This window comes from Gemmatimonadota bacterium, from assembly GCA_026706845.1.
In the GTDB taxonomy this organism is placed as follows: domain Bacteria; phylum Latescibacterota; class UBA2968; order UBA2968; family UBA2968; genus VXRD01.
The window spans coordinates 1-25,618 of sequence record JAPOXY010000148.1 but is presented as its reverse complement, the minus strand read 5'-3'; the positions used below and the strand labels follow the sequence as shown (position 1 = coordinate 25,618).

Here is a 25,618-nt window from a genome sequence, read left to right as displayed (position 1 = left end):
ATGCCCGAAATCCCGAACTTCATCTCCGAAACTGCCGTCGTACAAAAAAACGAACCCATTGCACAGGGCGTATATCTCATGCGCCTGCACGCGCCCCGGCTCGCAACCGCCTCTCGCCCGGCGCAATTCCTGCAAATCCTGACTGACCCGGGCCTATCCCCCTATCTTCGCCGTCCCTTCAGCGTATTGCGCGCAGACCGCGAAGCTGGATGGCTCGACCTCATCTACGACGTCATCGGACCCGGCACCGAACGTCTATCCTCTGCCCAATGCGGCGACCCATTTGACGTCAGCGGCCCACTGGGCAACCCTTTTGCCCCCCCAAAAACCAAACGCATCCTCCTCGTCGCAGGCGGCGTCGGCCTCGTCCCCCTCGCATTTTTGGCCTGGGAACACCCCGACCGCCGTCCCGACATGATCTACCTCATGGGCGCGGCAAATACCGCGCGCCTGCCCGACATGTCCGCACTCTTACCCACCGACCTACCCATCCACATCGCCACCGATGACGGCAGCATAGGACACCGCGGATTTGTCACAGAACTCATTGCCGAACACACCCTTCCAAACCACACCACCATCCTCACCTGTGGTCCCCATCCCATGATGGCGCGCGTAGCCCACATCGCCGCCGAATTAAACGCCCCCTGCTATGCCTCCCTCGAAAACCACATGGCCTGCGGTTTTGGCGCCTGTGTCGGATGCGTAGTCGAATACAAAACATATCCCACCGAAGACCGCCGCTATCGCTGCGTCTGCCTCGAAGGACCCGTCATCAACGCCCACGAAATTGTCTGGGGGGACTGAGATGGGGAGACGTGCTGTTTTGTTGGCGATTATTTTATTCGCGGGTAAATCCGCGCATGCACAAGTCCCGCCCATTTTTATACCCGGGACTGAATTGCACGATATTTACTGTCGTGCGTGTGCCCATTTTTTCCCCGAAGTTCTGCCCGCTGATAGCGAGTTTCGACTGGATAGGGCGATTTGTGGGACATCGGCAATAAGGGGTTTAACCGCGAATTGGGATCGTTTGCCTCCCGCAGCCAAGGAGGCATTTGCGTTTCTCCAGCAGCGCCCTATTCTGAGTCATTCAATTCTGTCTTCGGGGGGGCATTTCAAAATTCACTACGATACGGTGGGGATACACGCCGTTGCTCCAACCGATACAGACGCCAATGGTGTACCGGATTATGTCGATGAGGCCGCGCGGGTTTTTGAGGATGTTTGGGATTTGGAGATCAATCAACTGGGCTATAATCCCCCTCCATCCGATGGCGATGGTGTTTACGATGTGTATATTAAAAATCTCGCCTTTCTGCGGGCTTATGGCTATGCTTGGCCGATTGTACCTAGAGAGTTGACAACGCCGAGTTATATAGAAATTGACAATAATTATGCAGAGAATATTTACGAGTCACGCGGATTGGATGGTTTGCGCGTGACGGCTGCACACGAGTTTTTTCACGCGATTCAATTTGGGTATTATGCCGATTTTGCCGCTGCGTGGTGGCAGGAAGCCACGGCGACCTGGATGGAGGATGTAGCCTATCCCGAAGTAAATGATTTTTATCAGTACATGAGTTGCCCGAGCTATTATTCGTGTTTCTACGACGATCCCGAAGCGTCATTGGACAAAGATTCTGGAAGTCGCCATCCTTTCGGCGCGTCGATTTTTGCCCATCACGTCGAGCAGGTTTATGGAGCGGATGTGATCAAAGGCGTTTGGGAGTTGCTCAAAAAACGCGATTCGAGCAAATACAGTTTGTCGCTTATTGATGATGGAATGCCTCTGGGCGAATTTGCCCAGGTGATGCCGCGGTTTGCCGCGTGGAATTATTTGACGGATGAGCGTGCCCGCCCCGGGTATTATGTTGAAGCGCGCGATTTGCCCTCGATAAAGCATGCCAATATACCCCTCGGCACAGGTGGTTCTTTTGAAGGGTCTGAAACGGTTGATCATTTGGGGACGACATATTTGCGCGTAGATACTTCAAATATCTTTGGCGGGCTTCGAGGGGTGTTTTCGCTGGATGACCAGGGGGACTGGACGTTGCTGGTTATGCTAATCTCTCCGTCCGGTGTCGAACTATTGTACCCACGCGGGACAACGGTGATAATTCCAGGAGCCAACCGTTTTGACGAGGTAGTATTTATTGTGATGGAAACATCGCTTTCGGGAGAAAGGCGGCGCGTGAATTACACGCTGTCAACGGGCGGAAGCATGGCGACGGATCTCGTATGTGATGTCGATGGCGATGGGCGCGTTGCATTTTCCGACTTTCTGCGCTTTGGGAATGGTTTTAAGCTTTTGCACACGGATAGTAATTACGATCCAAAATTGGATTTCAACGGGGATGGCCCCGTTGATTTTCTGGATTTTCTCATTTTTGTTTCCCATTTTGGTGAATTGCGTTAAACGAGATATTGTTGAATGCACCTCACCTGTCCCCACCTGGTCGGGCTTTTTGTATCTGGCAGAGTCATTATAGCGATGCAGACCCCTGACGGTACCCTCTAATCCCCCTGTTTCATTCCTATCCCAACTGTTTCATTTGACACACCAACTGTTTCATTTGAAACAGTTCCCCACAGGCCCATTTTTCAGCATTTTCTAAAAACACGCTCTCCTGCAAGCACTTACGAATTTTTGGCAAATTTTGGCACGCTTTTTGCATTATATGAAGAGCACAAAGTTTCAATTCCAACCCATACAGGAGGGCGTTTCTCATGATACACCAGCCAGTAGAACGAAAAGAAAAACTTCATCTGTTAAAAACAAACTTGGCAAAACGCATCGACACCCTGATAGTCGGTCCCGTCGGCATAGGCAAAAGCCATCTCCTCGCGCAAGTCGATGCAGACCATGTCCTCAAAGTAAAAACCCTATCCCCAATAAAAGAAGCCCTCATAAATATTGCAGAAGAACTTCACAAAAGCGGAAAACTCTATCCGCACATTGAGGACTTTGAAAAAATCAAAAAACGGCACGCTCGCGAGACCATTCAAGCCTGGACAGACATAGTACTCGACGCAGTGACAAAAAACGAATGCGTCTTAATTATAGATGACTTATCAGATATAACCCCCTCCGTCGGGCGACTAATCGACAAACTCAACCGCAAGTACATCATCATAGCCGCCCTGCGAGAAATTGTAAAAACGTATGAAAAACACTTCTGGAAATTCGATCGCATAGAAATAGAACCCTTATCCACCTCCGAAGCAAAACACCTGATCTGGCAGTGTACTGCCGGCGCCGACATAGAAGACTACCGCATGACCGAAACCTCCATATTGCAACAAAGTGCTGGCAACCCGCGCGCCATCATCGAAATCGTCGAAAAACTCCGCAAAGAACCCGCCGTGACCCGATCTGCCGTGCGACATGTATCTCACACAGGCGCCCGAAACCAGATTGATCTTACGTTCGCTGTGGTGTTGCTTCTGCTGGTCGTTGTCGCAGCCCGATTCTTCATGCGCGGCATCGGCAGTATGGAAGGCTATGTCCTCGCCGGTATTGGCAGCGCGATACTCGTAGGCATACGATTCTTCACGTACAGGTTCAGACGATGACCGCACCCACACACATCGCATTTGGCCTGCTCACCGTAGCGGGATCCTTTTCGTTCTTCTCCCTGCCCCTTCACCGCAGTCTCCCCGCTGTCGCATGCGCCATCATAGGAAGCGTGCTCCCGGATATAGATTCCCCGCACAGTTATATCGGTCGCGTGCTCCCGTTTGCATCTATCCCCATCGAGAGACAATGGGGACACCGCACAATCACACACTCGCTGCTCTGCCTCCTCGCCCTATCGGTCATGATCTGGCCCCTGCTCATCTATCAAATCCCGTGTTACGCGGCCTTGCTCCTGGGCTACATGAGCCATATAGTCGCCGATTGCGCCACCAAAAGCGGCGTACCCCTATTTTATCCCTATTCAGCGGTCTGTGTCTTCCCTGGCAGCGCAAAATACAGAATCAAAACCGGATCTAAGGGAGAACGCTGCCTGTTAATCGGACTCGTATGTATGCTCCTGATATTCCTGCCCGTATTGCACATGGGAGGCATCTGGAAATCATTCAGATACCTCATGGCCACGCCCCCTGCTGCATACGCAGATTACCGACAAGCCGACACAGAAACCATCTTAGCCTTTGAAGGACGCTGGCGACACACGCGGGAGCACATACGCGGAGAAGGCGTGATCCTCGATGCCAGGCCCGCCATGTTCTGGATCATATACAACGGACAGGTTCAAACGTGCGGAGAACACGGTGCCATCTTACCGGACAAAGTGCGCGTGCGCGAGACGGACCACCCCGTGAGAATTCAGACGCTCCAATTGAAAAACAAAACCTGGGAAGAGCTGGTAAAGCAAATCCCCGAAAACAGTTTTGCATCTGGACAGCTCAAAGCAACTGAAACATTCTCCCCCGGGCGTGAAACCCCCAATACCATCACCGTCACCCTCCGGACATTGAAATTTCAATTTACCCAAAAAGTAGATATCTCGCGGCTTCAGCCCGTCCCTCAAAATTTATCAGAACGCAAAAAAAATCTATCAGAAGAAATATTGAGAATTTGTGAAAAACTGGAAATCGCAAAAATGGCTTATCCGCCAATTCACTATCTCGAATTGAGGCGGATGGAACAAGAACTTACAGAAAAAAAGCAAGAAATCGAAAAACTGAAACGCGCACATGTGCGATTCAGCGGCACATTATACATTCGCATATTGGGAAACACATAATGCGCAAAACAATGATTCTGATACTCATCAAGATCACGCATTCAGATTATGTCTCAATGTATTTTAATATTTTTATACATTCCGGAAAAACTCAATACGCCTATTGATATCCCTCGCGACCTCGAGAACCTCCACAGGCGCGCGAACCACCTCGCCGGTACGCTGTCGCAAGGCAACAATAAGAGGTTCCAGCGCATCGGATTTGCCCCTGGACAGAAGAATCCCGACAAGATCGCGCTCAGGAGCACCGTTTGCGATCAAATCGGGCACGAGTTGTAGCATCTCGTACATCATCGTCTCGTTGTCAGGTAAGAACACAGCATACGCCGACTGAAACACATCCATAGCCATCCGTTGTCTGTTCCTTAGCAGCAGTGCCAAAGCCTGGACATACCTTGCTCGCCATACAAACATCACCTTCTCATCGTCAGCCAACGCACCGAGTCTTCCCTCAAGCTCTTCACTTATGAGCAAAGCTTCTTTCATACGCCCTACCTTAATTTGTATCATACCCTTTTGGGACAATGCCCAGGCGACCAGAACCTGGATCGCTGGCACATCGCTGGTATCAAAACGCGCGATCACATCCTCATACGCAGATACTGCCAAATCCAACTCTCCCAGTTGGGCTTGTAAATCTCCCTTTTGAGACAATGCCAGAGCGACCATAAGTTGAATTCCCGACGCATCGCTGGTCCCAAAACGCGCGATCACATCCTCATAAGCCGACATCGCCAGGTCCAACTCCCCCTGTTGAACTTGCAAATCTCCCTGCTTTAACAACGCCAGAACGACCGGGAACTGGAAATCGGGAGCATCACTGGAGCCAAAACGCTCAATCACATCCTCATAAGCCGACACCGTCAGATCCAACTCTCCGAGTTCATATCTCGCTCTTGCCCCGTGGATCAATACCCGAGCCATCCGCGCCAGAAGTGTCTGGTCACCTGCATCGTCGAAACGCTCAACCATCTCGTCGCAGACCGCGACCACCTCCTGGAAATCTTCCAATTTCTCACAAGCAATAGCCCTCATATGCAATATGTAGGCAACGAGAGACTCCGGCATGAGAGATGCATCCACGCCTCCAGAAGCGATAAAATGGTCCCCAATCTCGATAACCCGTTCAAATTCTTTCTCATCGAGCGCCGATTGGATCTCCTCTTTTAAACGCAGTTCCGCCGAGAATGGTGCATTTGCCGTCGCCCTGTCCGGTATATATTCGATGGCCGACCCTGCCACGCGCAAAAAACTGTCCTCAACGTGCGGTTGTTCGACGAGCGCACGCTCAATACCCTCGCGAATAATCGCCGCCCCCAGATTCAGCCGCCCCGACATCTGGTACAACTCGCCTATCCCGTAGAACGCCATCATAAAATGGATCAGACTTCTCATAACTATCGCCTCGTCGCGCTCGCGCCGCAGCTTGTAATAGATGCTATAGAGAGGTTCTCCTGCCGCGTACAAACGCTTCCTGCCAGTCCCCTCCACAACAACCGCACCCCGGGTGACAAGCCGACCGAGCATAGTTGATACGGACCGAACCCCCATACGCGCCCGCGCCGCGATCTCGCTCGTACTCGATGGTCGCCAAAAATCAATCAACGCGAGATACACGCGGCGTTCGCTCCTGGGCAAAGCCTCCAGATAACTGCGAAAATACTCGGTATGCTCGTCAATCAGCGTCACCAATTCTTCCATCAACTGGCGCAACGACCGGTGGTGTGCGAACTCAGCGACCATAACCAGAAGGCGGGGATTGCCCCCAGTCAGAATCTCGAGTGGCCTGATCTCGCGCTCTGTCACCTCATCGCCGCTGACCACCTGCCACAGACGGCAACAGTCCTCAGTACCCAGCGGTTCCAGATCGATGATTCGGAACAACTCGAAGAACGGTTCCTCTGCATCTTCCAGCCCCTCAAAGCGACTCGTCGCAGTAGCGAGCAGCATAATCCGAGGCTCGGACTCCAACGCGCCGCGCAGTTGCCAGCCAAAATCGTCATCCACATCTTCGCAGAGTGTCTGCAGGTTTTCCACCATAAGAACGAGTTTCCTACCCAATCGGTCCGCCGCATCCAGGACAGTGTCACGGGCGCGATCTTCGAGCGCCTCCTCGTCCCATCGATCAGTCAGATCGGCGTGCGCCTCTCGCAACGCCTGCGCGAGCGCGGAATCGTGCCCGACACTCTCCCGCGCAACATAGAACAGCGTCTCGAGCCAAAAATCCGCGAGATCGAATATCTCGTGACTCTCCTCCATAAACCGAACCGGCAAAAAACATCTAAAGAGTTCCTCGTCAGCATTCAACTCCGCCGAGACGCGCGCGAGCAACATAGTCTTTCCCCGACCCCGGGGCGCGACCACCAGAACGTGCTGACACGATGGTGAACCGATATTCCCGCGCAGCACCCCAAGCACCATATCGAGTTCGTGTTTCCCCACCGCAAACTGCTCAATCACCTCCTCATCGGACTGAAACGTCCCCGGATTGAACTTGCGGATCGGCCGATCGGACTTATTCATTACACATCTCCCGGTGATTCATTAAATTTTGTCAACAAAACTGTTGACAAAATAATATTTCCCCAAAAAATGTCAACCAAATTGTTGACAAAAAGTGAAGGGCGATATAAGTCGTTAGCTGTCAGTAGGATATGGGTACGCAATAAAGAAAATCGTGCGATCAGCATATGCCTCCTATGCTGAATCATCTAAGAGCGACTAACGATCTTAACAACGCAGAAGCCAATTCACCGCTTGACATCTTATCTTCAATTGCACACATTATGTGTACACTTTAAGGAGGAATTATGAAAGCATCTATTCTCGACCTGAGACGACGCATGAAAGATGTCTTACTCGCACTTGACCGCAACGAATCGGTCACCATTTTTTATCGCGGCAAGGAAAAAGCCATCCTCTCTCCCAGCCAACAGCGAACAAACAAATCTATAAAAGACCATGAAGCTTTTGGGATGTGGCGAGACAGGAAAGACATGGCAGATGTCGATGCTTACGTCCGCAATTTGAGAAAAGGCCGCTTGAATGATTTTTGATACCGATGTTGTGATATGGGTTTTCAGAGGTCATGAAGGGGCTGCAAAACTCGTTGAAAGTATCGATGATCGTCAGATATCAATTGTTACGTATATGGAATTTATCCAGGGTGCGAGAAATCGGCAGGAATTAAAAACGATCAAGGATTTTCTCACTGATCACGCCTTTCAGACCTTACCCCTCACTGAAAATATCGGACACAGAGCGTCTGTATATATGGAAGAATATACCCTTAAGACAGCACTGTATCTGGCCGATGCCACAATTGCAGCAACAGCTATTGAAAATCATGTAACACTTTGCACAGCGAATAGGAAACACTACCGCCAGATCAACGAACTCAATCTAAAAATCTTTCGGCCTTGACCCTGGCGGAAGCCAGAGAAAACCACACAAAAAGCCCAACGGTTCCCTCTAAACCGTTGGGCTTTCCTATGAGAGCTTCTGATATGTAAAACCTGCCAACCACCCATCTCAACTCGCCATTTTCGCGTCAATATCCTTATTGATATCCTTCGCGACCTCAAGGACTTCCACAGGCGCGCGAACCACCTCGCCAGCACGCTGTAGCAGAGCAACTATGAGAGGTACTAATGCGTCCAATTTCTCCTTGTCGCTGGACAGAATCTCAATAAGGTCACGCTCCGAAACACCCTGTGCAATCAACTCAGGCACAAAATGTAACATCTCGTGCATTATCGTTTCGTTGTCAGGTACGAACACAGCATACGCAGACCGGAACATGTCCACGGCAGCCCGACGTTTTTTCTGGACCATCAGCGCCAAAACCTGCAGACACTTTGTGCGCCATGAAAACTCAATCTTCTCATTGCCGGTCAAGGCATCGAGTCTTCTTTCAATCTCTTCACAGGTGCGTAGAGCTTCTTTCGCACGGCCCATCTGGATTTGTCTCATACCCTTTTTGAACAATGTCCAGTTGACCGGAACCTGGTGATCGGGTGCATCACTATCACCCAAGAGAGCGACCGCTTCGTCATAGGCAGAAATCGCAGCCACAAACTCGCCGAGTCGTCCTTGCACATCTCCCTTGCCGGACCATGCCCAAGCAACACGCTCCTGAAGCATGAGAGCCTCGCTGTCACCAAAGCGTGTGATCACTTCATCATAACACGCTACCGCCGACGTAAACTCGCCAAGTCGGCTTTGCACATCTCCCTTTTTGCATAATACCCAGGCGACTCGCTCTTGGAGATCAATTATATCGCTGTCACCAAAGCGGGCGATCACTTCATCATAAATCGTTACCCCAGCTGCTAACTCGCCCAATTGTACTTGCATATTTCCCTTGCCGCACAATGCCCGAGCGACAGGAACCTGAAGAGCAGGTGCATCACTGTCATCAAAATGTGCGATCACTTCATCATAAGTTATTAACGCAGTTGCGAACTCGTCGAGTTGCGCTTGCACATCTCCCTTGGCGCACAATGTCCAGGCAACACGCTCCTGGAGATAGAGTGCGTCACTATCGCCAAAGCGGGCGACCACTTCATCATAAGTCGCAATCGCCGATATAAACTCGCCGAGTCGTCCTTGCATATCTCCCTTTTTGCACAACGCCCAAGCAACATGCTCTTGAAGAGTAGGTGCATCATTGTCGCCAAAACGCTTAATTAGTTCGTCGTAGGCAGAAAGCGCAGCTGCAAACTCACCGAGTTCCTCGTGAGTATCTCCCTTGTCGCACAATGCCCAAGCGACCAGAACTTGAAGAGCAGGTACATCGCTGTCACCAAAGCGTACGACCACTTCGTTGTAGGCAGCAACCGTAGCCGCGAACTCGCCGAGTTGTCTTTGCACATTTCCCTTTCTGAACAATGCCCAAGCGACACGCTCTTGGAGATCGGGTATATCACTGTCTCCAAGGCGGGCGATCACCTCGTCGTAGGCAGAAATTGCAGCCGCAAACTCGCCGAGTTCCCCGTGTGCTAATGCCTTGTTAAGAAATCCCATAGCGATCAATGGTTCTGGCACTTGAGGCCAATTTGCGCTCCAAGCAGCAAAAGCTTGATCCACTATCTCGATAACCTTCTCGAATGCTTCCTCGTTGAACGCTGTATTAATCTCTTCTAACAGTTGTTCTAAACTCTTATTATCAATTGACGTAGCGAGGTCAGATGCCTGATCAATACTTGGCCTCACTATGTTAGAGAACACACTGCCGACTTGCGGCTGTTCGGCGATTGCCCGTTCAAAACCCTCGCGAATCACCGGTAATCGCGCCGCCTCCGCAATCAGCTCATCGGACATCTCTACCAGTTCCGCTTCGCTATAGAACACTGCCATAAAATAGATTAGATTTGCTACAACCGCCGCCTCATCGCGTTCGCGTCGCAGTTTGTAATAGATGCTATAGAGACGTTCCGAGGCAACATACATTCGTTTCCTGCCAGTCCCTTCCACGATGACCGCACCCCTGTTGGCGAGGCGGCGGAGTAGTGTTGACACGGTTCGAATGTCCTTGCGCGCCCGTACCGCGATCTCGCCCGCGTTCGACGGTTGCCAAAGATCAATCACCGCGAGATACACGCGACGTTCGACACTGGCCAGGACCTCCAGGTGACTGCGAAAATACTCGGTATGGTCGTCAATCAATGTCACCAGTTCTTCCATCAACTGGCCCAACGACCGATGCTGCGCAAACTCGCCGACTATGACCAGAAGGCGAGGACTACCTCCGGTCAGAATCTCGAGAGGTCTGATCCCATGGTCGCTCACCTCGTCGCCGGTGACAACCTGCCACAGACGACGGCATTCTTCGGTATTTAATGGTTCCAGATCCAGTATTCGGAACTGCTCGAAGAACGGCTGTTCTGCGTCGTCCAGACCCTTGAAGCGACTCGTGGCGGTGGCGAGCAACATGATCTGAGGCTCTGATTGCAATGCGCCGCGTAGCTGCCAGCCGAAATCGTCATCCACGTTCTCGCCAATTGACTGTAGATTTTCGACCATGAGAACGAGTTTTTTGCCCAGCCGGTCCGATGCATCCAGGACAGCAGCAAAGACGCGATCTGCGAGTTCCTTTTCGCGCCAGCGATCTCTCAGATCGGCGTGCGTCTCTCGCAGTTCCTGTGCGAGTACGGGATCGTGCCTGACGCTCTCGCGCGCAAGGTGGAACAGGGTTTCGAGCCAGAAATCCGCGATATTGAGCACCTCGTGACTCTCTTCCATAAACCGAACTGGTAAAAGACATTCGGAGAGCCCGTCATCAGTGTTCAATTCCGCCGCGACGCGCGCGAGCAACATGGTTTTTCCCCGCCCCCGAGGCGCGACCACCAGAACATGCTGGCAGGATGGTGAATCGATATTCCCGCGCAGCACCTCAAGCGCGATACTGAGTTCGTGTTTTCTCACCACGAACTGCTCGATCACCTCCTCGTCAGATAGAAATGTCCCCGGATTGAACTTGCGAATTCGTTGATCGGACTTGTTCATTGCCTGTCTCCCAATGATTTATCGTCAGAACGGCGGTTTTCGAGGGGAATGTGATGATCGCGGAAACGCGCCGACCACCAGTCCTTCAGCAGGCGCGACGGAAAGCGATAACCATCTTCCCCATCTTCGAGATAGCCGTCATGTATCAGAATTTCGAGTGTATATGCGATGCGCCCCTGTGCATCGTCAACCACCCTGGCGTATAGCCTTTCGAGGCAACGCCGCGCTCCTGGTGTGAACACTCCCTGGGTGGCTGCCTCGGCGAGAATCTCCATAGCGATGGTATGGCTATCATCTTCTAATGCCTCTTTGAGACGCGTTTCGTAGTGTACGAGATCGTTCTGTCCGGAAGGACCGAGAAGCCCCGTGCGATAGACCTCCTCGACATCTTCTACTGTCACCCGGTCCTGCCCTTGCATGATAGCGTGGTCCCTCAATCGTGCAAAAAAGGACTGTACATGGTGCGGGATACCAACGCCGAGTGCGTCATACACCGCGTTTGCCACGTCGTCCTCAACTTGTAATTTGTAGCTCTCCGCGAGACTTTGGAAACAATCAATACTGGTGTTGCGGTCCCACGGTCCCAGGCGAAAAGGATAGAGATGATTAATGCGATCGGGTATGCCTAGCCGATTTACCAGAGGGGTAAGCCCAATGCTGCCGGATACGATGAGGACCAGAGACCCATTCCCGATATCTTGAAGCACGCCGCGCAACCAGCTCAGAAACTCATCGACTTGTCTGACACCGTCGTCACCATTAAGCATTCGCTTGAGAAGAATCGGTAGCTCGTCAATGACGAGGAGCACTGGCTTGTCCTGCATAGCGCAATCGCGAAGCAGTTGTTCCCCGTAACGACGCCAGCTTCCTGCATCCAGACCAGCACGAATTTTGACGCGAAATTCGTACGCGTTGATTTCCTCAATGTTATCATCCAACCAGCGTTTCATCTCGATAGCAAAACGAGACGCAATGGGACGAATGGGATGCACGGCCTGTGCTATGTCTGCGACTGCGTCCTCCACACAGGTCGCCCCCTCGACATCAGCGAAGAGAAAAATCCAATCCTCAGCTTCAAGCCGTCGCCCGAGTTCTCGGGCAATACTGGTCTTTCCCATACGCCGCTGTCCTGTAAGCAATATGTGATTGCCGTCACGAACCCGTGTCTTCAGTATCCGCAACTCGCGTTCGCGATTAAAAAAGTCGTCGTCGCTTACCCAACGGCCAGTCGATGAATTCATTGTTCCTCGCTTTCTTTTTTTATACGACAGAATTGTCGTCAACAAAATTGTCGTATAAATATATAAAACAACAAAACCGTCGTCAACAAAATTGTCGTATAAATAAAAATTGATGTAAACCATTATATATAATTGGTATATGGCACGAAAATAATGAGAACAAACCACACAAAAGCCCAATGGCCTTCTATAGACCCTTGGGCTTTTCTCAATAAAACAGGTCAAATACGCTTTACCTATCGCGCCTGAAAATATATTTTGGACTCGTGTTCTTTTCAACAACGCACAGAAAGGTGCAGTATGAAGCATTTCTGTATCCTGCTTGTGGTCGTTACAAGCTGTCTATGGACCTGGCTACCTATGGCACACGCATCACAATCCAGTCCTCTCCCCGACTTTGACGGAAACGGCGTTGTGGATCTTCCAGACTTTTTGCTATTTATCGAACACTTCGGGACGAGTCGCGGTGATGAGATGTATGAAGACCGATTCGACCTGGATGGCGATGGCGCGATTGCATTTTCAGACTTTCTGATCTTTGCCAGCGACTTTGGCAAAACAGTGCCCCAGACGATAGGCAGGATGATAGACTTTCCACTACGCGCCATTCATGCTGCGGGCAATTGGGGAGATACCGGCTATGTTGTAGATCAATGGGAAGCCGCTGGAAGGATCGGAACGCTCATCCCTCTGGACTATATCCAATGGCTAAAGAGCCTGCATATAAACTGGATCGGCCTATCCGTTGCGCTGCATTACGACGACAGCATGGACAGCACGATCGAGCGCGTGTACGCATCAAATGTCGATATTCCCACTTTTTCAGATGAAGCACTCAGACAATTGATCCGAGAATTTAGAAATCACGGGATTGACGTCTATCTGACCCTGGCATTCGAAGCCTATGAGGCTGAAACCGCCGCACACCCGGTACGAAGGTGGCAACTCGGAGACCCGGCACCTGGCGGCGTTCCGCCTGATAATCCGAATATCTATGGGTTGATATTGCCCCAATACTGGCCCTGGCGTCGGGAGCTGCGAACCCTGGGCGGCCTGGCCGCCGAGTTCTGGTCAACCTATACGCAACAGGCCGTACATTTTGCCAGAATTGCAGAGGAGGTGGGCGTGCGTTTATACTCGTTGGGCACGGAGACTGACCGGCTCTTTCGCACCCGTTCAGGAGGTTATATGACCAATGATTTTGGTCGAGAACTCAGATCAATGGTGCAAAGTGTGCGTGCCGTGTACAGTGGCCTGCTAACCTATGACATGCACTATGACGTACTCGCAGCATCCCACTTTTACGGACCGGGATCGGGCGCAGGTCATCTATGGGAAGATCTGGATCTCGACATCCTTGGAATCAGTGCGTGGTTTCCACTGACGGACTCGCGTCCCTCAACAGTACTGAGCGTCGAACATTTCCAGGCGCGTTACAGACAGATATTCCAAAACCTGCTTGTACCTCTTGCGGACAGAAATCCCGACCGACCCATTGTATTTACCGAATACGGTGCTATGGATGTGATTGAAACATCTCAAAAACCAGGTGATACCTCAGCGCAAAACCGGCGATTCGTATTTACCGACTGGAATGGCAATGGGCGGGATGACGGGCGAGAAACCCAGGCCAACATCTATAAGGCATTAATCAACACCATGACTCAGTATCCCGGGATAGTAAATGGTGTCTTCTATTGGGATAATTGGATAGCCAGCGACGAACGGTGGGCGAGATACTGGGCACGTCGCCGCACGTATTCTATTCGCGGCAAGCTATCCGAGGAAATCGTGCGATCAGCCTATGCGTCCTATATAGAAACCCCTACTACGCCACCACCGGCAACACCACCTTAAACGTCGTCCCTATGCCCTGTTCACTCTCCACAGTAATCTCCCCATCGTGACTGCGAACAATGGCATAAATAATCGACAACCCCAAACCCGTACCCCGGTTTGCATCCTTAGTCGTAAAAAAAGGCTCAAAAAGACGTTGCCGGATCGCCTCATCCATCCCAACCCCATTATCCTCCACATCAAGAACAACCACATCGCCCTCAACGCGCGTTCGGATCCAGATCCGCTTATCATAACCCACCCCCTCCACCTCAGCCCGCTCATCCACTGCATCCCGGGCATTGGACAGCAAATTGAGAACCACCTGCTCGAGCGGATGCGGATGTCCCCACACGACTGGAAGCCCATCAGAAAGATCCAGCACCAGATCAACCCCGTGATTCTCGAGTTGTGAACCCATCAACTTCAGACTACTCGCAATCACCTCATTCACATCCATCGCCTGGCGCGGCTCCTCGGATTCATCGCGCGAATACACCCGCAATTGATCGACTGTCCCTGCTTTCCGATCCACCACCCCTCGAACATCCTCCATCATCTCCCTCTACTGGTCCGTCTCAAGCTGCACCCCCTCCACCAGCCGCAAACAAATATCCCCGGTAGTTGTCTCGACAACAGTCAGCGGCTGGTTCAGTTCATGTGCCACACCAGCAACCATCTGCCCCAGCGACACCAGACGCGCGGACTGCAAAAGCTGCGTCTCATTAGCAGATGCAAGATCTTCATTTGCTTGCTGCAACCTCCGATCCCTGACAATAATCCGCGAAACCAGATACCCCGTAAGGCTCACAAACCCTGAAATCAACCCAATAAACCACGGACGGCGCCACACCATCGGAACAACATTGAACTGCACCAGCGACGGCACAGGATCTTCGTTAAACGCCAGATCGCGCGCTTTAACCTCAATCGTATGCGTCCCCACATCCAGATCCTCAAAAGATCGGACCGTATCCCCGCCATAAGGCGACCACTCCCCACCGTCCAAACGATAGGCGTATTGCAAATCTTCGCTCAAAGTACTTCGCCAGAGATCTGTCCCTGACCAGGCGAAAGTTATCTTTCCATCCTCGGGCACCTCATCCGGAGCAAGGGTCATCAGGGTCTCAGGTGGATCGGTCTCTGGCACATATCGAATAGTACGCAAGGTACAGGATGATGCTATACCCCGAGGTGCTGACCTTTTGAGCCAGGTATCTACATCAGATACAGAATTGAGCCAGATCGTTCCGTCTCCAGACTGAAGAATCGGATCATAAAACTCTGCGCGCGGAAATTCGGAAGGCAAAGCCTGTGTTAACCATGTGCGCCCATCAAACCGGCTGACACCCTCTGCTGTCCCCACCCAGATCGCACCGTCCCGATCCTGGAAAATGCTTTGTACACTATTGTCCGCCAGCCCGTCTCCATAATCGAACCGCTGCCACTCCGTCCCATTATACCGAAACACCCCATAAGTTCGGGAACCCAACCACAGGTCTCCCCGTGGCGTCGTATAAACGGCATCAACAAAATCTTCTGCCAACAACTCTGGACCCGTGAACTGCACTCTCCGCACCCCATCAAAACCGAACAATTGCCCACCAAACCACAAAATTCCATCAGAACTCTGTCCGATCCCACGCGCATAATGCGTCATACTCGGAACAGGGTGATGTGTCCAACTCGTCCCATCGAAAACCACGACCCCACCGAGAAAATCATATAACCACCAATCCACAGCCGCGGCAAACCACAAAGAGCCATCAAACGCTTCGTAAACCGCACGCGGATCAATACCCCAGGAAAGCTGAGGGTGGCGTTTAAGAATCCATTCAGAGCCATCTAATCGCGCTGTAGCCGCGACCTGCTCATCCAAAGCGCGCCATCTCGCGTCACAATCAGCTTACTCGGCGTATCCATCAAGCCATCCGCCATGCCAAACCGCGTCCACCCCTGCCCGTCATAGCGCACAACACCGTTATCCTGCGATATAAACCACTGTGCTCCATCTGGCGCATCGCACTGAAAAATGAGACCCTCATAAGTCTGCGTCTGGTTCTCACTCAAATCCAGACGCACAGCCTCCTCGCCCCTTCTCACCATCCAGAACGCACCGTCCGTGGCTTCGTGGAGTCCCATGTGATGCGAAGACACGCTCGAATCATAGACGCGCCACACACCATCCTTATGGGCAATCAAACGGCTACCGCCAATCCAGAGCGTCCCATCCCCACTCTCCAGAATAGACGTATAATGGTGATCGCGACCCAGACCACCAACTTCGAGAGCCTCCCACTTCTCGCCATCAAACCGGTTGACGCGCTTGCTATTGTCACCATACACGACCCAAACAACGCCATCCGCTGTCACACAGATCCTCGGATACATCCCCTGATCGATCCCATCTTCCCCACTGAAACGCCGATAGCCCGATGCAAAATCAAAACGAATCAAATCGCCGTCGTACATCCCAAACCAGATCGCTCCGTCGGACCCTTCGCACACATCATAAACCGCCAGCCTCCGATTGTCCAAAGGAACCACAACAAAAGTCACAGCATCTGACACCATCTCCCGAATACCCGTTGTATCCTCCGCAGCCACATACAGCCTTGTTCCTTCCGGCGTCAACTTGAGCGCACCCCATTCCGTACCCGTCCACAAGCTCCCATCTTTTGCCTCCATCAAATCCCAGGTATTCCATTCTCCCTCAGATGGAAAAACCCGTTCCCATACCCCGTCCTCAAAACGACCAATACCCCGGTCAGATCCCACATAAACACCGCCGTCCCGAGCGACATAAAGCGCGTTGATCTGCGCCCCAACCATCCCCTCATCAAATGGAAAGAGATGCCAACTCATCCCATCGTAACGATAAATACCATCATCCGTCCCAAACAAAAAATTGCCATCCCCATCCTGCGCCAAACACGACACCCCCTGCCCCTTCAACTCTGAAAAAAATCGCCAGCGCCAGGACTCATGCACGGGATCCGGGTAACGAGGTGTAAAAGGCGTCGCCGCAAAACACGCACTCGCGCCCACGAGCATCAGGAGAATCAGGCATTTTGCGCATTGATCTATCATCTCGACGAATTTGAAGCGTATAACTTTCTCCTCGCGAACGGAATAAAAAGCACATAAAATAACACCAGTGCTATGCCATCGAGAAATAAGAGATACCACGGCCACGGCAAAAAGAAAAAAGGCGATTTTGTATCAGGCGGTTGACAGAGAAACATATAATTGCTCCCCAGCATCAAATTGACGCCGATCAAAACAATCGCCAGAAGATTCAGCAAAACAAAAACGCGCAAAACCGATCTGCCTGTCGGCCGCATACCCAGGCCCCATGTGGCGAACAGCGCAGCAGCCACAATACCGCCATGCGCGATAAAATATTGAAAAAAGCGATACTGCGGATAGCCGAACTCAAGCTGAGGCGTCACAACCGCATTGGTCGCGCCGACAAGTCCCCAGAAATAGGTAATCTCGTAAGCTGTCTGTCGTCGTAAAATGAGCATAACCACAGCAGCGAAAACAGTAATCCCACACACATGCAACGGCATATACTCCCGCACAAACTCATGCACTCCAACCGTCGCCAATCGATAGCTCCAGTTCAGCACCTCGTTGAGCGCAATCACACCCGCAAACCCATAGCAGATCGCCTGAGTCGCCCTCTCCGAATTGAGCCACTTAACAATAAGAGTCAAAATAATCGGCACAGCGAGTATCACAACCATCGCGGCAACATGGGCAAAACCGAAAAACTCGAACTCGCTTAAAGGCATCATTTCTCCATGCGATAACAAACAAAACCAATGGCAAACCTTCTGGATCGCGGCTCAACATCATGCCGCGATGACAACCCTTAAAACAACGGGACGGCACGGGGACCGTCCCCTACAACACCTCAACGCGATGACAACCAAAACCTTCTATTTCACAGCCACAGTCACCCGATTATTCACCCGCGTAATCTCTTCCAACTTCTCCTCGGGATCAAGAACCACGGTAATGGAATCCAGCATATCAGAACCAATGGAAAACACGACCTGTTTCGCTCTCGGCAACAAATCCAGAGGCGCTTCCAAATTCTGAATTACCCTGCGATCCAGCGCCTTCTCACCACCGTACAGAGCAACCGTTAAACTTTCAACATCCACAGTGCCAATATTGTGTACCGTCACCCGTACACGATCGCCATCCACCACCACATCGCGCGCGGAAATGCCGGCATCTGGTAAATACTCAGCCACCTCTTGAACCTCACCTGTAAGATCAATCGAAATTCGCATCAACACTCGTGAGGGCAAATCAACCGCAACCTCTGTTCCCCGTCGGACACGCACCCCATCCCGTCGAAAAACATCTGCCTGCCCCATCTGTTTGCCGACAACCGAATAAACCCCATCCTTCAAACGCCACAGACGCATACCCACTGTCTTCTCCTCAGCCTCAAAATTATAGACCAACATACGCAGCGCCCTATCGCTACTCTCTGTCACCAGCGCGGCAAAATCAGCACCCGTATTCTTCCACGTCACGGCAAAACTCGGAAAATCGCCTGCCCGGGTCACATCACCTGTGTACATCGCCAGCAAATGCTCAGCCCCGCGCACAAACACGCGATCCGTAAAATAAACTTCCGAAGTCAGAAACGAGCGGTTAATCCGCATACTATTAATACTATGCTCGCAACCCGAAATTAGATACGACACATCTCCCGTCAATCGCCATCGCAAATAACTTGACCCACCCTCTCGAAACAGGGCATCGTATCGCGCATCACCTGTAAGCAACCGATAGCTCGAAAAGCGTCCCGGATTCAGCACCCGGCGCAAAGCCCAGGCACGAGAACCGACCTCGGCATCTGCGGGCAGATCATCCAAATTTTCGAGAATCGCCAGCCCATCGCGGTGCGGCTGCAAAAAAGCCTCATCTCCCGTAATCCACCAAACAGCCAGAAGATGATCGTAAATCATTCCCGAAGCACTCGGAAAAGAATAAAGCCATCCCATACCCGTATCATACCACGTATCACCCGGACCACCCAGCTTATTCTCCGGAAACGTAATCGCCGCCGGAATCACCCCTGCGGGCTTTCCATCTGCCTCTCGCGAAATCGCCTCAACCCAGCTTTTTCCCCACTCGGAAATCAGACGCACAGCCTCGGGATGTCGATTGTACCAGGCCAACCAGCGAATCGGTTTCACCGCCCGCGCATTATACGGCACATCCACATTATACGGCGCCCGTTCATCCACCTCGTGCGCCCCAATACGCATCGACTTAAAATGCAAATTGCCCAGCTCGGTCTTACCCACCCACACATCGCGCATCACCCGCGCCGTTGCCATCGCGCGTTCCACGTACTCTGGATTCCCGTATTCCGCTGCCAGAAGAATCGGATGCGTATCGGAAATCAGCTCTGAAGAATGCTCCACATCATACGCGCGTTTGCTGTACCCATCCGCAATCAAATCGCTATTCCAAACGCCATCGGCCATACGTCGTATTGCCCTGATCGCTCGAGCATCATCTGCCGCAAAAAGAGCGGGCTGCCAATGCCGAAACATCTCACAATCGTCTTCGTAATGCCCACCCATCTCGCCATTTTCAGCCTGCCGCTCATCCGTCCAGTAATGAATCACATCGAGCAGCCGCTTGAGTGCCTCGCGCTGTTTTGCCGCCCAGACCGGCGCATCCTCTGCGCCTTCGGTATATCTGGGATCGTCATAAGCAAAACGCTCGCCCAAATACATGCGAATCATCTGATCTTCTAAAAATGCCTCTCGAAGCTCCAAAAAAATTTCATCCGACGCCTCGACAAAACGCACATCATGCAGTTCCATAAAATACCCGAAATACACCTGACCCAGAGCATATAACGCGCGAAATCGCAGAGGATCTCCGGGATCGCCCGCAACCAGGCGAAGATGCACTTGTGCATACCACAGACGGCCACTCTGGCCCATCCCAAACTTCTCTCTTGCCCAACTCCAATTGCGCGCTTCAACCCGATCCAGACCCTCTAAATAGGTAAAAACATCCCGCACGCGATTTTGAGAGCGAACATCAGTATCTCTTTTTAATAAATCCAGAGCCTCCTCTATTAAATCTCGGTGATGCGGACAAGACACATGGCCTGCCGTCCACAACAAAAGCTCAGCTTTCACTAATGGTGCAACATCCGCCTTTCGAAAAGCCGACGCAGCACCCTCAAAATCCCCGCGATCATACCGGGCAATCCCCTGTTGCAAATCGGGTTCTAATGCAAAAACGGAATCAACTGCCTCTAAACGACCACCCACCCGTTGAAACAAATGGGGATAGCTGGGGCGCAATGCCACGGACATCAACCCCACCCGCTGCGACTCATAGAGCTTGCCACTTCCCACACCCTCAATGCGAATCAGCACAGAATCTCCCGACACGGACACCGGAAAACGCAACTGTTCCGGCGGTGTTTGATCCCATCCCCTCTGACGCATCGGGTTATCCCTGGTACGCGCTGCAAAAACGCCATTCACATAAACCTGTAGCGACCGCGCATCTGGACCATCGGGCACACCGACCTCAGCCATATAATACCCCGCTGGCACATCCACCCGAAACACCAGACCCTCTCGCGCATAATCCCGACGCCCGTAACGCCCACCAACACCATCCGTCAACAATGCGCCAAACCAGGAAAACGCCTCGGCAGCTTCAATCGCACCGGAAACCCGCGAGGTAAACCCATACCCTCGTTCGGCTGTATAGACATCATCTGGCGTCACCCGTATATAGCCCGATGCCACCTTTGAATCTGCAGCACCCATATCGAACAAATAGTTCTTCAACTCATCGGCGCCCGCAAAACTCGCTGTGCTCGCAAAAGCTATGAATAGAATTAAAATTTGCATATAATACCTCTGTGGAACTTTCTGGGTCGCTGCTAACACCATGCCGCGATGACGGGACGGCACGGGGACCGTCCCCTACAACACCTCAACGCGATGACAAACTTTCCCTCAAAATATGAAAAAATTCAATCATCATTAAAACTTTTCACCCCAACCAAACGTCTTGAAAGGTGAACCAACACACAGAACCCCAAACACGGTCTCTTAATTAATGAACGATGCGGAATTGATTGCCCAGTTCCGAGCCGGGCAAATCGCGGCCTTTAACACCCTGGTCAAACGCTGGGAGTGCCCGATCTACAACTTTGTCCTGCGCTATGTGGGCAACCGAGACGACGCGCGCGACCTGTGCCAGCAAACCTTTATCCGCGCGTACAAAAACATGCGGCGTCTGCGCGACCCCGACAAATTCACCTCGTGGATCTATCAAATCGCACTCAACGCCTGCCGAGACGCTGGTCGCCGTCGCAGCCTCATCTCCCTCGACACACTCGACACCCCCATAGCAGACACAACAACGCCTCCAGACGCGATGGTTCACGAACAAAGCGTTCGGGACCTGCTCAATCGCGCACTGCAAAACTTGCCCGAAGAACAGCGCGTCGTCATCATCATGAAAGAATATCAGGGACTAAAATTCACCGAAATTGCCGAAACACTCAAAGTGCCCATCAACACGGTCAAATCCAGAATGTATTACGGCCTCTCTGCCCTCAAAAAAATTTTTGACCGCTGGCACATCAGCGAGGACATGGTGCGTTATGAACTGTGACATCACCCGCGAACAACTCATCGCCTACCTCTACGACGAAGACATCCGTCCAGAAGCGCGTGAACGCCTCAAAATTCACATCGAAACCTGCCCATCCTGCAGCCAAACCCTTGAAGAACTGGGCAGCACATCCCGCATCCTCAATGCCTGGGGCGACGAAAAACCCAACCTGGACCTCGTCTTCGTACAGGATCGCCAATCCCTCTGGCAAAACCTGCTCCCCAGGCGATACCCCAAAACCTGGGCAACTGCAGGCGTAGCCATTGCCGCAATCCTCATCTTCACCTTTCTCAACATCGAATTTGCCATACGAGACGGCGCATTCCACACCTCTATCGGCCTGCGATCCAGCGACTCACCTGAACAAATCGCCATCACCGACACCTCTAAAGACGCCTCATTAGACGCCCCCATCACCCTCGGCGAATTTATCATCCATCAACAAAATCTAATCAACTACACCAATCGCCTCGTCCAGGAATCGCAAAACCAGCAGCGCAATGAAGTCAACAACACCTTCATCCGCCTCGTAAGCGAACTCGAAACCCAGCGCCAACAGGACCTCCTGCGCATTGACCGCGGACTACAGATCCTCTACAACACACAGGAAATCCGCTACGACCACATCTTGCGACAGATGCCCGTTAAGCGCGTACCTGTAAACCAGCCCTATTAAAAGGAGATACCACAATGCATAACTCCCATCTACTGAAAATCGCAATAATTGTTCAGATATTTGCTACAAGTGTCATAGCGCAGGAGAGCTCAGTTGAGAAAGCCAAAGTATTGGTTATGAATGTAATGGGAAAGCAGAGCCTGATTGGGCAGACTGCGCCAGAACTGAACATTGAAAAATACCTGCAAGCACCAGAAAGTGAAAAAAGCTTATCGGCACTAAAGGGCAAAGTTGTCGTCCTGGAATTTTGGGCAACCTGGTGCGCTCCTTGCGTGGCAGAGATCCCACATCTGAACCAGCTAAGCGAGGAATTTCGCGACAAGCAAGTCCAGTTTATCTCAGTAACAGATGAAGGTGAAGACGTAATTGCGCCATTTCTGAAACGGCAAGAAATGAAATCGTGGATTGGACTGGACACGGATCGGTCAGCCTTTGAAGCTTATGGTGTCAGGGGAATCCCACGGACATTTTTGATCAACCATGAGGGCATAATCGCCGCATCGCTTCACCCAGTAGGGCTATCATCTGACATAATTAAAAAGGTCATCGCTGGGGAAAAAATAGAGCGTCCCAAATTGCCAAAACCGAAAACTGTCGAAAACAAAGGTACCGACCCCATCTTCAAAATATCGATTGCACCTACAGAAAAGAGAAAGTGGCCGTCATTCGGTACAGGTAGTTCAAAAGGATACAGAAAATTGGACGCAGAAGGCATTACATTGCACCAGGCTTTAAGCTCGGCTTACGATGTCCCCAAAACGCGGATTATAGGTCCAGAGACGCTTTTAGACTCGTGGTACACAATCTCAGCCAAATTGCCGAGAGACCAGTTCGATTTGCTACTCCAACAAGCGCTGACGACATCGCTACAGTTGCGCGTTTCCAACCAGAAAAAATCTGTTGAAGTCCTCGTACTCACGGCTGGAGAAGACAGCGCAGAAAAATTGAAGCCCTCAGTAATGGGTTCAGGGGGATCTATGACAAGCGGTGGACGTGGTAAGATAAAGACAATCAACGGTGAAATCAGCATGCTGGCAAACTCATTGGAGTCCGTTTTAGAGCGTATTGTAGAGGATGGTACTGGAATAGAAGGAAAATACGACTGGGAAATCACCTATGACGAAGACGATCCCAATTCCGTGCTCGCAGCTCTGAAAGAACAACTCGGTTTACAAGTTCGGAAAGAACAGCGGGAGATAGAGTTTTTGGTTGTGAATGATGCCAGTGATTGATGCAGATACCCCTGGACGAAAGGAGAAATCAAAATGAGACATATAAAAATCGTGCAAACCATCCTCTTTACAGGAATAGCTCTCGTTACATTTTGCACTTCAGCCCTCGCCGACATGGACTGGAAACGCATGAAACGCGACCTCTCCATTCAGGAAAGCATACTCGACCAATTTTTTGAGGAAAAAAAAGTTTCCACCACGGGTCTTTATATCGAAAATCACGGCGTCTTGCTCATTGCCAGCGGCTGGATGCAAAAATACGGTGACGACAAAGGGGTTCGAGTACAGGTGATTAGTGCCAACCGCAACAAAAGCAGTGAAAATGAAGAAGACAAAGAGATTCGAGTACGTGTGATTAGTGCCAACCGCGACAAAAGCAGTGAAAATGAAGAAGAAATCCTGATCGAACAAAAACCAGCAGCCTCAAAAGATCAAAATGAAGTTATAAAAAAACAAATCACCGAATTTTTAAGCATCTATGGAAATGCCATTGGACAACTTAAAGATGACAACCGCGTAACCGTTCTCTTGCACCCAGCAGAACATAGCTCCTCCGTCAAATTTATCGTCCATGCCGACTCCACCCATGCCGATAAAATACATATCAAACAATCCACAATAGATCGAAGCGGTGATATTCAATTTGAAATAAAAGCCTTCATGGAGGAAGCCAAAAAACAGATAGAGGAAGTCTCCAAACACATTAAAATTGTCACCCCCAAGCGTATCCTCCTCGAAGCCACCGTCACCAAACGCGATATTGATGCCCACAACCGTGGCAAAATTGACGAACAAACTTTCCGTGATCAAATCACCTTTCGCGAGCACAAACCGCAGCCAGCACGCGACAAAACAATCGACATCATGGCCGATATTTTGACCAATATTCTCAAAAAGGATACAGATCTCCGCTTCTTGAGTGGCACTCAATGCACGGGCTTCTACCAAAAATGCATAGGCGCACTCTTTCTCATCTCACAACAGGACAATCAGTTTTGGTACGATGGGTACAAACGAGAATCCGACCGAGATGACGAACTCGAAGCATTCAAAACCTCAATTATTGAAACCCTCGCCGACTACGGTCCAACCTTGCGAGACCTCTCACCAGAGGAATCCATCATCGTTCACACCAACCTCGTCGGACAGAGCCACTTCAAAATCGGCCACAAAGACAAAACAACCGATATTAAACGCCCCGACCGCATCCTTTTCCGCGTTGCCAAACGCGACATTGAAGCCTACGCCAGCCAAAAAATCGACCTCGACACATTAAAAAAAAGAGTTGCAATTACTGAGATGTGAAACAATAGAAAAACTATAAACAAAAATCCCACCCTGAATACAGGATGGGATTTTTTTATTTTTACCAGCAAATTCTCCATCGCTTTTTAGTATATAATTCCCTATATTTTTTGAGAAAAAATAAAAGGAGGTATTTATGTCAACAATAGAGATGCCTCAATTCAAAGAGCGGAAAGCTGCCCAGGTTGCGGCATTGTTGATAAAGCATAATGGCGGTCAAAGCATTGACATGTATAAACTTCTCAAGCTGATCTATCTCGTGGATAGAAAAGCATTGGAACTTTGGGGACGCCCAGTAACTTATGACACGCCAAGGAATCTTCTGTATGGTCCTACGCCCAGCCATACGTATGATCTTATTGACACCACTAAAAAAAAAGA

20 protein-coding genes are annotated in these 25,618 nt (G+C 51.0%); 12 read left to right on the top strand and 8 right to left on the bottom strand.

What is annotated here, in order from left to right:
* From OXG87_14470 to OXG87_14455, 4 genes are all read left to right on the top strand, one after another.
* Complete coding sequence (locus OXG87_14470; protein MCY3870757.1) at positions 1 to 807, top strand: dihydroorotate dehydrogenase electron transfer subunit; 807 nt, start codon at positions 1 to 3, stop codon at positions 805 to 807.
* Position 808: 1 nt separating this feature from the next.
* A complete protein-coding gene (locus tag OXG87_14465; protein MCY3870756.1) occupies positions 809 to 2,419 on the top strand; it encodes a dockerin type I domain-containing protein in 1,611 nt (536 codons plus the stop codon).
* Between the two features lie 311 nt (positions 2,420 to 2,730).
* The gene (locus OXG87_14460) at positions 2,731 to 3,576 is read left to right on the top strand and encodes a hypothetical protein (GenBank protein MCY3870755.1); all 846 of its coding nucleotides are present in this window, start codon (positions 2,731 to 2,733) and stop codon (positions 3,574 to 3,576) included.
* Entirely contained in the window at positions 3,573 to 4,754 is a 1,182-nt protein-coding gene (locus OXG87_14455) for a metal-dependent hydrolase (GenBank protein MCY3870754.1), read from the top strand. Before OXG87_14460 ends, OXG87_14455 begins: the two co-directional genes overlap by 4 nt.
* Before the next feature lie 72 nt (positions 4,755 to 4,826).
* Here the strand turns inward: OXG87_14455 and OXG87_14450 are convergent, their stop codons facing one another.
* Entirely contained in the window at positions 4,827 to 7,277 is a 2,451-nt protein-coding gene (locus OXG87_14450; protein ID MCY3870753.1) for a tetratricopeptide repeat protein, read from the bottom strand.
* A gap of 287 nt (positions 7,278 to 7,564) precedes the next feature.
* Between OXG87_14450 and OXG87_14445 the strand changes: the two genes are divergently transcribed.
* Together OXG87_14445 and OXG87_14440 are read left to right on the top strand one after the other, a co-directional pair.
* Positions 7,565 to 7,810 carry a type II toxin-antitoxin system Phd/YefM family antitoxin gene (locus tag OXG87_14445; GenBank protein MCY3870752.1) on the top strand — a complete coding sequence of 82 codons (246 nt, stop codon included), beginning with the start codon at positions 7,565 to 7,567 and terminating at the stop codon, positions 7,808 to 7,810.
* Positions 7,800 to 8,177: a PIN domain-containing protein gene (locus OXG87_14440; GenBank protein ID MCY3870751.1), complete on the top strand. Its 378-nt coding sequence runs from the start codon at positions 7,800 to 7,802 to the stop codon at positions 8,175 to 8,177. Before OXG87_14445 ends, OXG87_14440 begins: the two co-directional genes overlap by 11 nt.
* Positions 8,178 to 8,285: 108 nt before the next feature.
* Here OXG87_14440 and OXG87_14435 read toward each other — a convergent pair whose 3' ends face one another.
* Positions 8,286 to 11,261, bottom strand: coding sequence for a tetratricopeptide repeat protein (locus tag OXG87_14435; protein ID MCY3870750.1), 2,976 nt, complete (start codon positions 11,259 to 11,261; stop codon positions 8,286 to 8,288).
* Positions 11,258 to 12,502: an ATP-binding protein gene (locus OXG87_14430; protein ID MCY3870749.1), complete on the bottom strand. Its 1,245-nt coding sequence runs from the start codon at positions 12,500 to 12,502 to the stop codon at positions 11,258 to 11,260. Before OXG87_14430 ends, OXG87_14435 begins: the two co-directional genes overlap by 4 nt.
* 360 nt (positions 12,503 to 12,862) lie before the next feature.
* Between OXG87_14430 and OXG87_14425 the strand changes: the two genes are divergently transcribed.
* Complete coding sequence (locus OXG87_14425; protein ID MCY3870748.1) at positions 12,863 to 14,359, top strand: hypothetical protein; 1,497 nt, start codon at positions 12,863 to 12,865, stop codon at positions 14,357 to 14,359.
* On the opposite strand, the gene OXG87_14420 is transcribed toward OXG87_14425, so the two are convergent.
* The 5 genes from OXG87_14420 to OXG87_14400 all read right to left on the bottom strand — a co-directional run bounded on the left by OXG87_14420 (position 14,331) and on the right by OXG87_14400 (position 21,252).
* A complete protein-coding gene (locus tag OXG87_14420; protein ID MCY3870747.1) occupies positions 14,331 to 14,897 on the bottom strand; it encodes an ATP-binding protein in 567 nt (188 codons plus the stop codon). The two genes, OXG87_14425 and OXG87_14420, sit on opposite strands and share 29 nt — an antisense overlap.
* Before the next feature lie 6 nt (positions 14,898 to 14,903).
* Positions 14,904 to 16,217 carry a hypothetical protein gene (locus OXG87_14415; GenBank protein MCY3870746.1) on the bottom strand — a complete coding sequence of 438 codons (1,314 nt, stop codon included), beginning with the start codon at positions 16,215 to 16,217 and terminating at the stop codon, positions 14,904 to 14,906.
* On the bottom strand, positions 16,184 to 17,428 hold the full coding sequence (locus tag OXG87_14410; protein MCY3870745.1) for a hypothetical protein: 1,245 nt from the start codon (positions 17,426 to 17,428) through the stop codon (positions 16,184 to 16,186). The genes OXG87_14415 and OXG87_14410 overlap by 34 nt, the downstream gene beginning before the upstream one ends.
* Positions 17,425 to 18,135, bottom strand: coding sequence for a TIGR02206 family membrane protein (locus OXG87_14405; GenBank protein MCY3870744.1), 711 nt, complete (start codon positions 18,133 to 18,135; stop codon positions 17,425 to 17,427). The genes OXG87_14410 and OXG87_14405 overlap by 4 nt, the downstream gene beginning before the upstream one ends.
* Before the next feature lie 147 nt (positions 18,136 to 18,282).
* Entirely contained in the window at positions 18,283 to 21,252 is a 2,970-nt protein-coding gene (locus OXG87_14400) for a hypothetical protein (protein ID MCY3870743.1), read from the bottom strand.
* Between the two features lie 211 nt (positions 21,253 to 21,463).
* On the opposite strand from OXG87_14400, the gene OXG87_14395 reads away from it, so the two are divergent.
* The 5 genes from OXG87_14395 to OXG87_14375 all read left to right on the top strand — a co-directional run.
* Complete coding sequence (locus tag OXG87_14395) at positions 21,464 to 22,024, top strand: sigma-70 family RNA polymerase sigma factor (protein MCY3870742.1); 561 nt, start codon at positions 21,464 to 21,466, stop codon at positions 22,022 to 22,024.
* The gene (locus OXG87_14390; GenBank protein MCY3870741.1) at positions 22,014 to 22,700 is read left to right on the top strand and encodes a zf-HC2 domain-containing protein; all 687 of its coding nucleotides are present in this window, start codon (positions 22,014 to 22,016) and stop codon (positions 22,698 to 22,700) included. The genes OXG87_14395 and OXG87_14390 overlap by 11 nt, the downstream gene beginning before the upstream one ends.
* Positions 22,701 to 22,714: 14 nt before the next feature.
* Positions 22,715 to 23,932, top strand: a complete 1,218-nt coding sequence (locus OXG87_14385) for a TIGR03435 family protein (protein ID MCY3870740.1) — start codon at positions 22,715 to 22,717, stop codon at positions 23,930 to 23,932.
* Positions 23,933 to 23,965: 33 nt separating this feature from the next.
* Positions 23,966 to 25,237, top strand: a complete 1,272-nt coding sequence (locus OXG87_14380) for a hypothetical protein (GenBank protein MCY3870739.1) — start codon at positions 23,966 to 23,968, stop codon at positions 25,235 to 25,237.
* 136 nt (positions 25,238 to 25,373) lie between these two features.
* A partial coding sequence (locus OXG87_14375) for a DUF4065 domain-containing protein (protein MCY3870738.1) occupies positions 25,374 to 25,618 on the top strand: 245 nt, incomplete at its 3' end.

What these genes read in the sequence shown, in the direction of transcription:
- OXG87_14465 (MCY3870756.1), top strand. Translation starts at nt 809, where the DNA reads ATGGGGAGACGTGCTGTTTTGTTGGCGATTATTTTATTCGCGGGTAAA.
- OXG87_14405 (MCY3870744.1), bottom strand. Translation starts at nt 18,135, where the DNA reads ATGCCTTTAAGCGAGTTCGAGTTTTTCGGTTTTGCCCATGTTGCCGCG.
- OXG87_14400 (MCY3870743.1), bottom strand. Translation starts at nt 21,252, where the DNA reads ATGCAAATTTTAATTCTATTCATAGCTTTTGCGAGCACAGCGAGTTTT.
- OXG87_14470 (MCY3870757.1), top strand. Translation starts at nt 1, where the DNA reads ATGCCCGAAATCCCGAACTTCATCTCCGAAACTGCCGTCGTACAAAAA.
- OXG87_14445 (MCY3870752.1), top strand. Translation starts at nt 7,565, where the DNA reads ATGAAAGCATCTATTCTCGACCTGAGACGACGCATGAAAGATGTCTTA.
- OXG87_14380 (MCY3870739.1), top strand. Translation starts at nt 23,966, where the DNA reads ATGAGACATATAAAAATCGTGCAAACCATCCTCTTTACAGGAATAGCT.
- OXG87_14385 (MCY3870740.1), top strand. Translation starts at nt 22,715, where the DNA reads ATGCATAACTCCCATCTACTGAAAATCGCAATAATTGTTCAGATATTT.
- OXG87_14440 (MCY3870751.1), top strand. Translation starts at nt 7,800, where the DNA reads ATGATTTTTGATACCGATGTTGTGATATGGGTTTTCAGAGGTCATGAA.
- OXG87_14430 (MCY3870749.1), bottom strand. Translation starts at nt 12,502, where the DNA reads ATGAATTCATCGACTGGCCGTTGGGTAAGCGACGACGACTTTTTTAAT.
- OXG87_14410 (MCY3870745.1), bottom strand. Translation starts at nt 17,428, where the DNA reads ATGATAGATCAATGCGCAAAATGCCTGATTCTCCTGATGCTCGTGGGC.
- OXG87_14435 (MCY3870750.1), bottom strand. Translation starts at nt 11,261, where the DNA reads ATGAACAAGTCCGATCAACGAATTCGCAAGTTCAATCCGGGGACATTT.
- OXG87_14450 (MCY3870753.1), bottom strand. Translation starts at nt 7,277, where the DNA reads ATGAATAAGTCCGATCGGCCGATCCGCAAGTTCAATCCGGGGACGTTT.
- OXG87_14395 (MCY3870742.1), top strand. Translation starts at nt 21,464, where the DNA reads ATGAACGATGCGGAATTGATTGCCCAGTTCCGAGCCGGGCAAATCGCG.
- OXG87_14390 (MCY3870741.1), top strand. Translation starts at nt 22,014, where the DNA reads ATGAACTGTGACATCACCCGCGAACAACTCATCGCCTACCTCTACGAC.
- OXG87_14420 (MCY3870747.1), bottom strand. Translation starts at nt 14,897, where the DNA reads ATGATGGAGGATGTTCGAGGGGTGGTGGATCGGAAAGCAGGGACAGTC.
- OXG87_14460 (MCY3870755.1), top strand. Translation starts at nt 2,731, where the DNA reads ATGATACACCAGCCAGTAGAACGAAAAGAAAAACTTCATCTGTTAAAA.
- OXG87_14455 (MCY3870754.1), top strand. Translation starts at nt 3,573, where the DNA reads ATGACCGCACCCACACACATCGCATTTGGCCTGCTCACCGTAGCGGGA.
- OXG87_14425 (MCY3870748.1), top strand. Translation starts at nt 12,863, where the DNA reads ATGGCACACGCATCACAATCCAGTCCTCTCCCCGACTTTGACGGAAAC.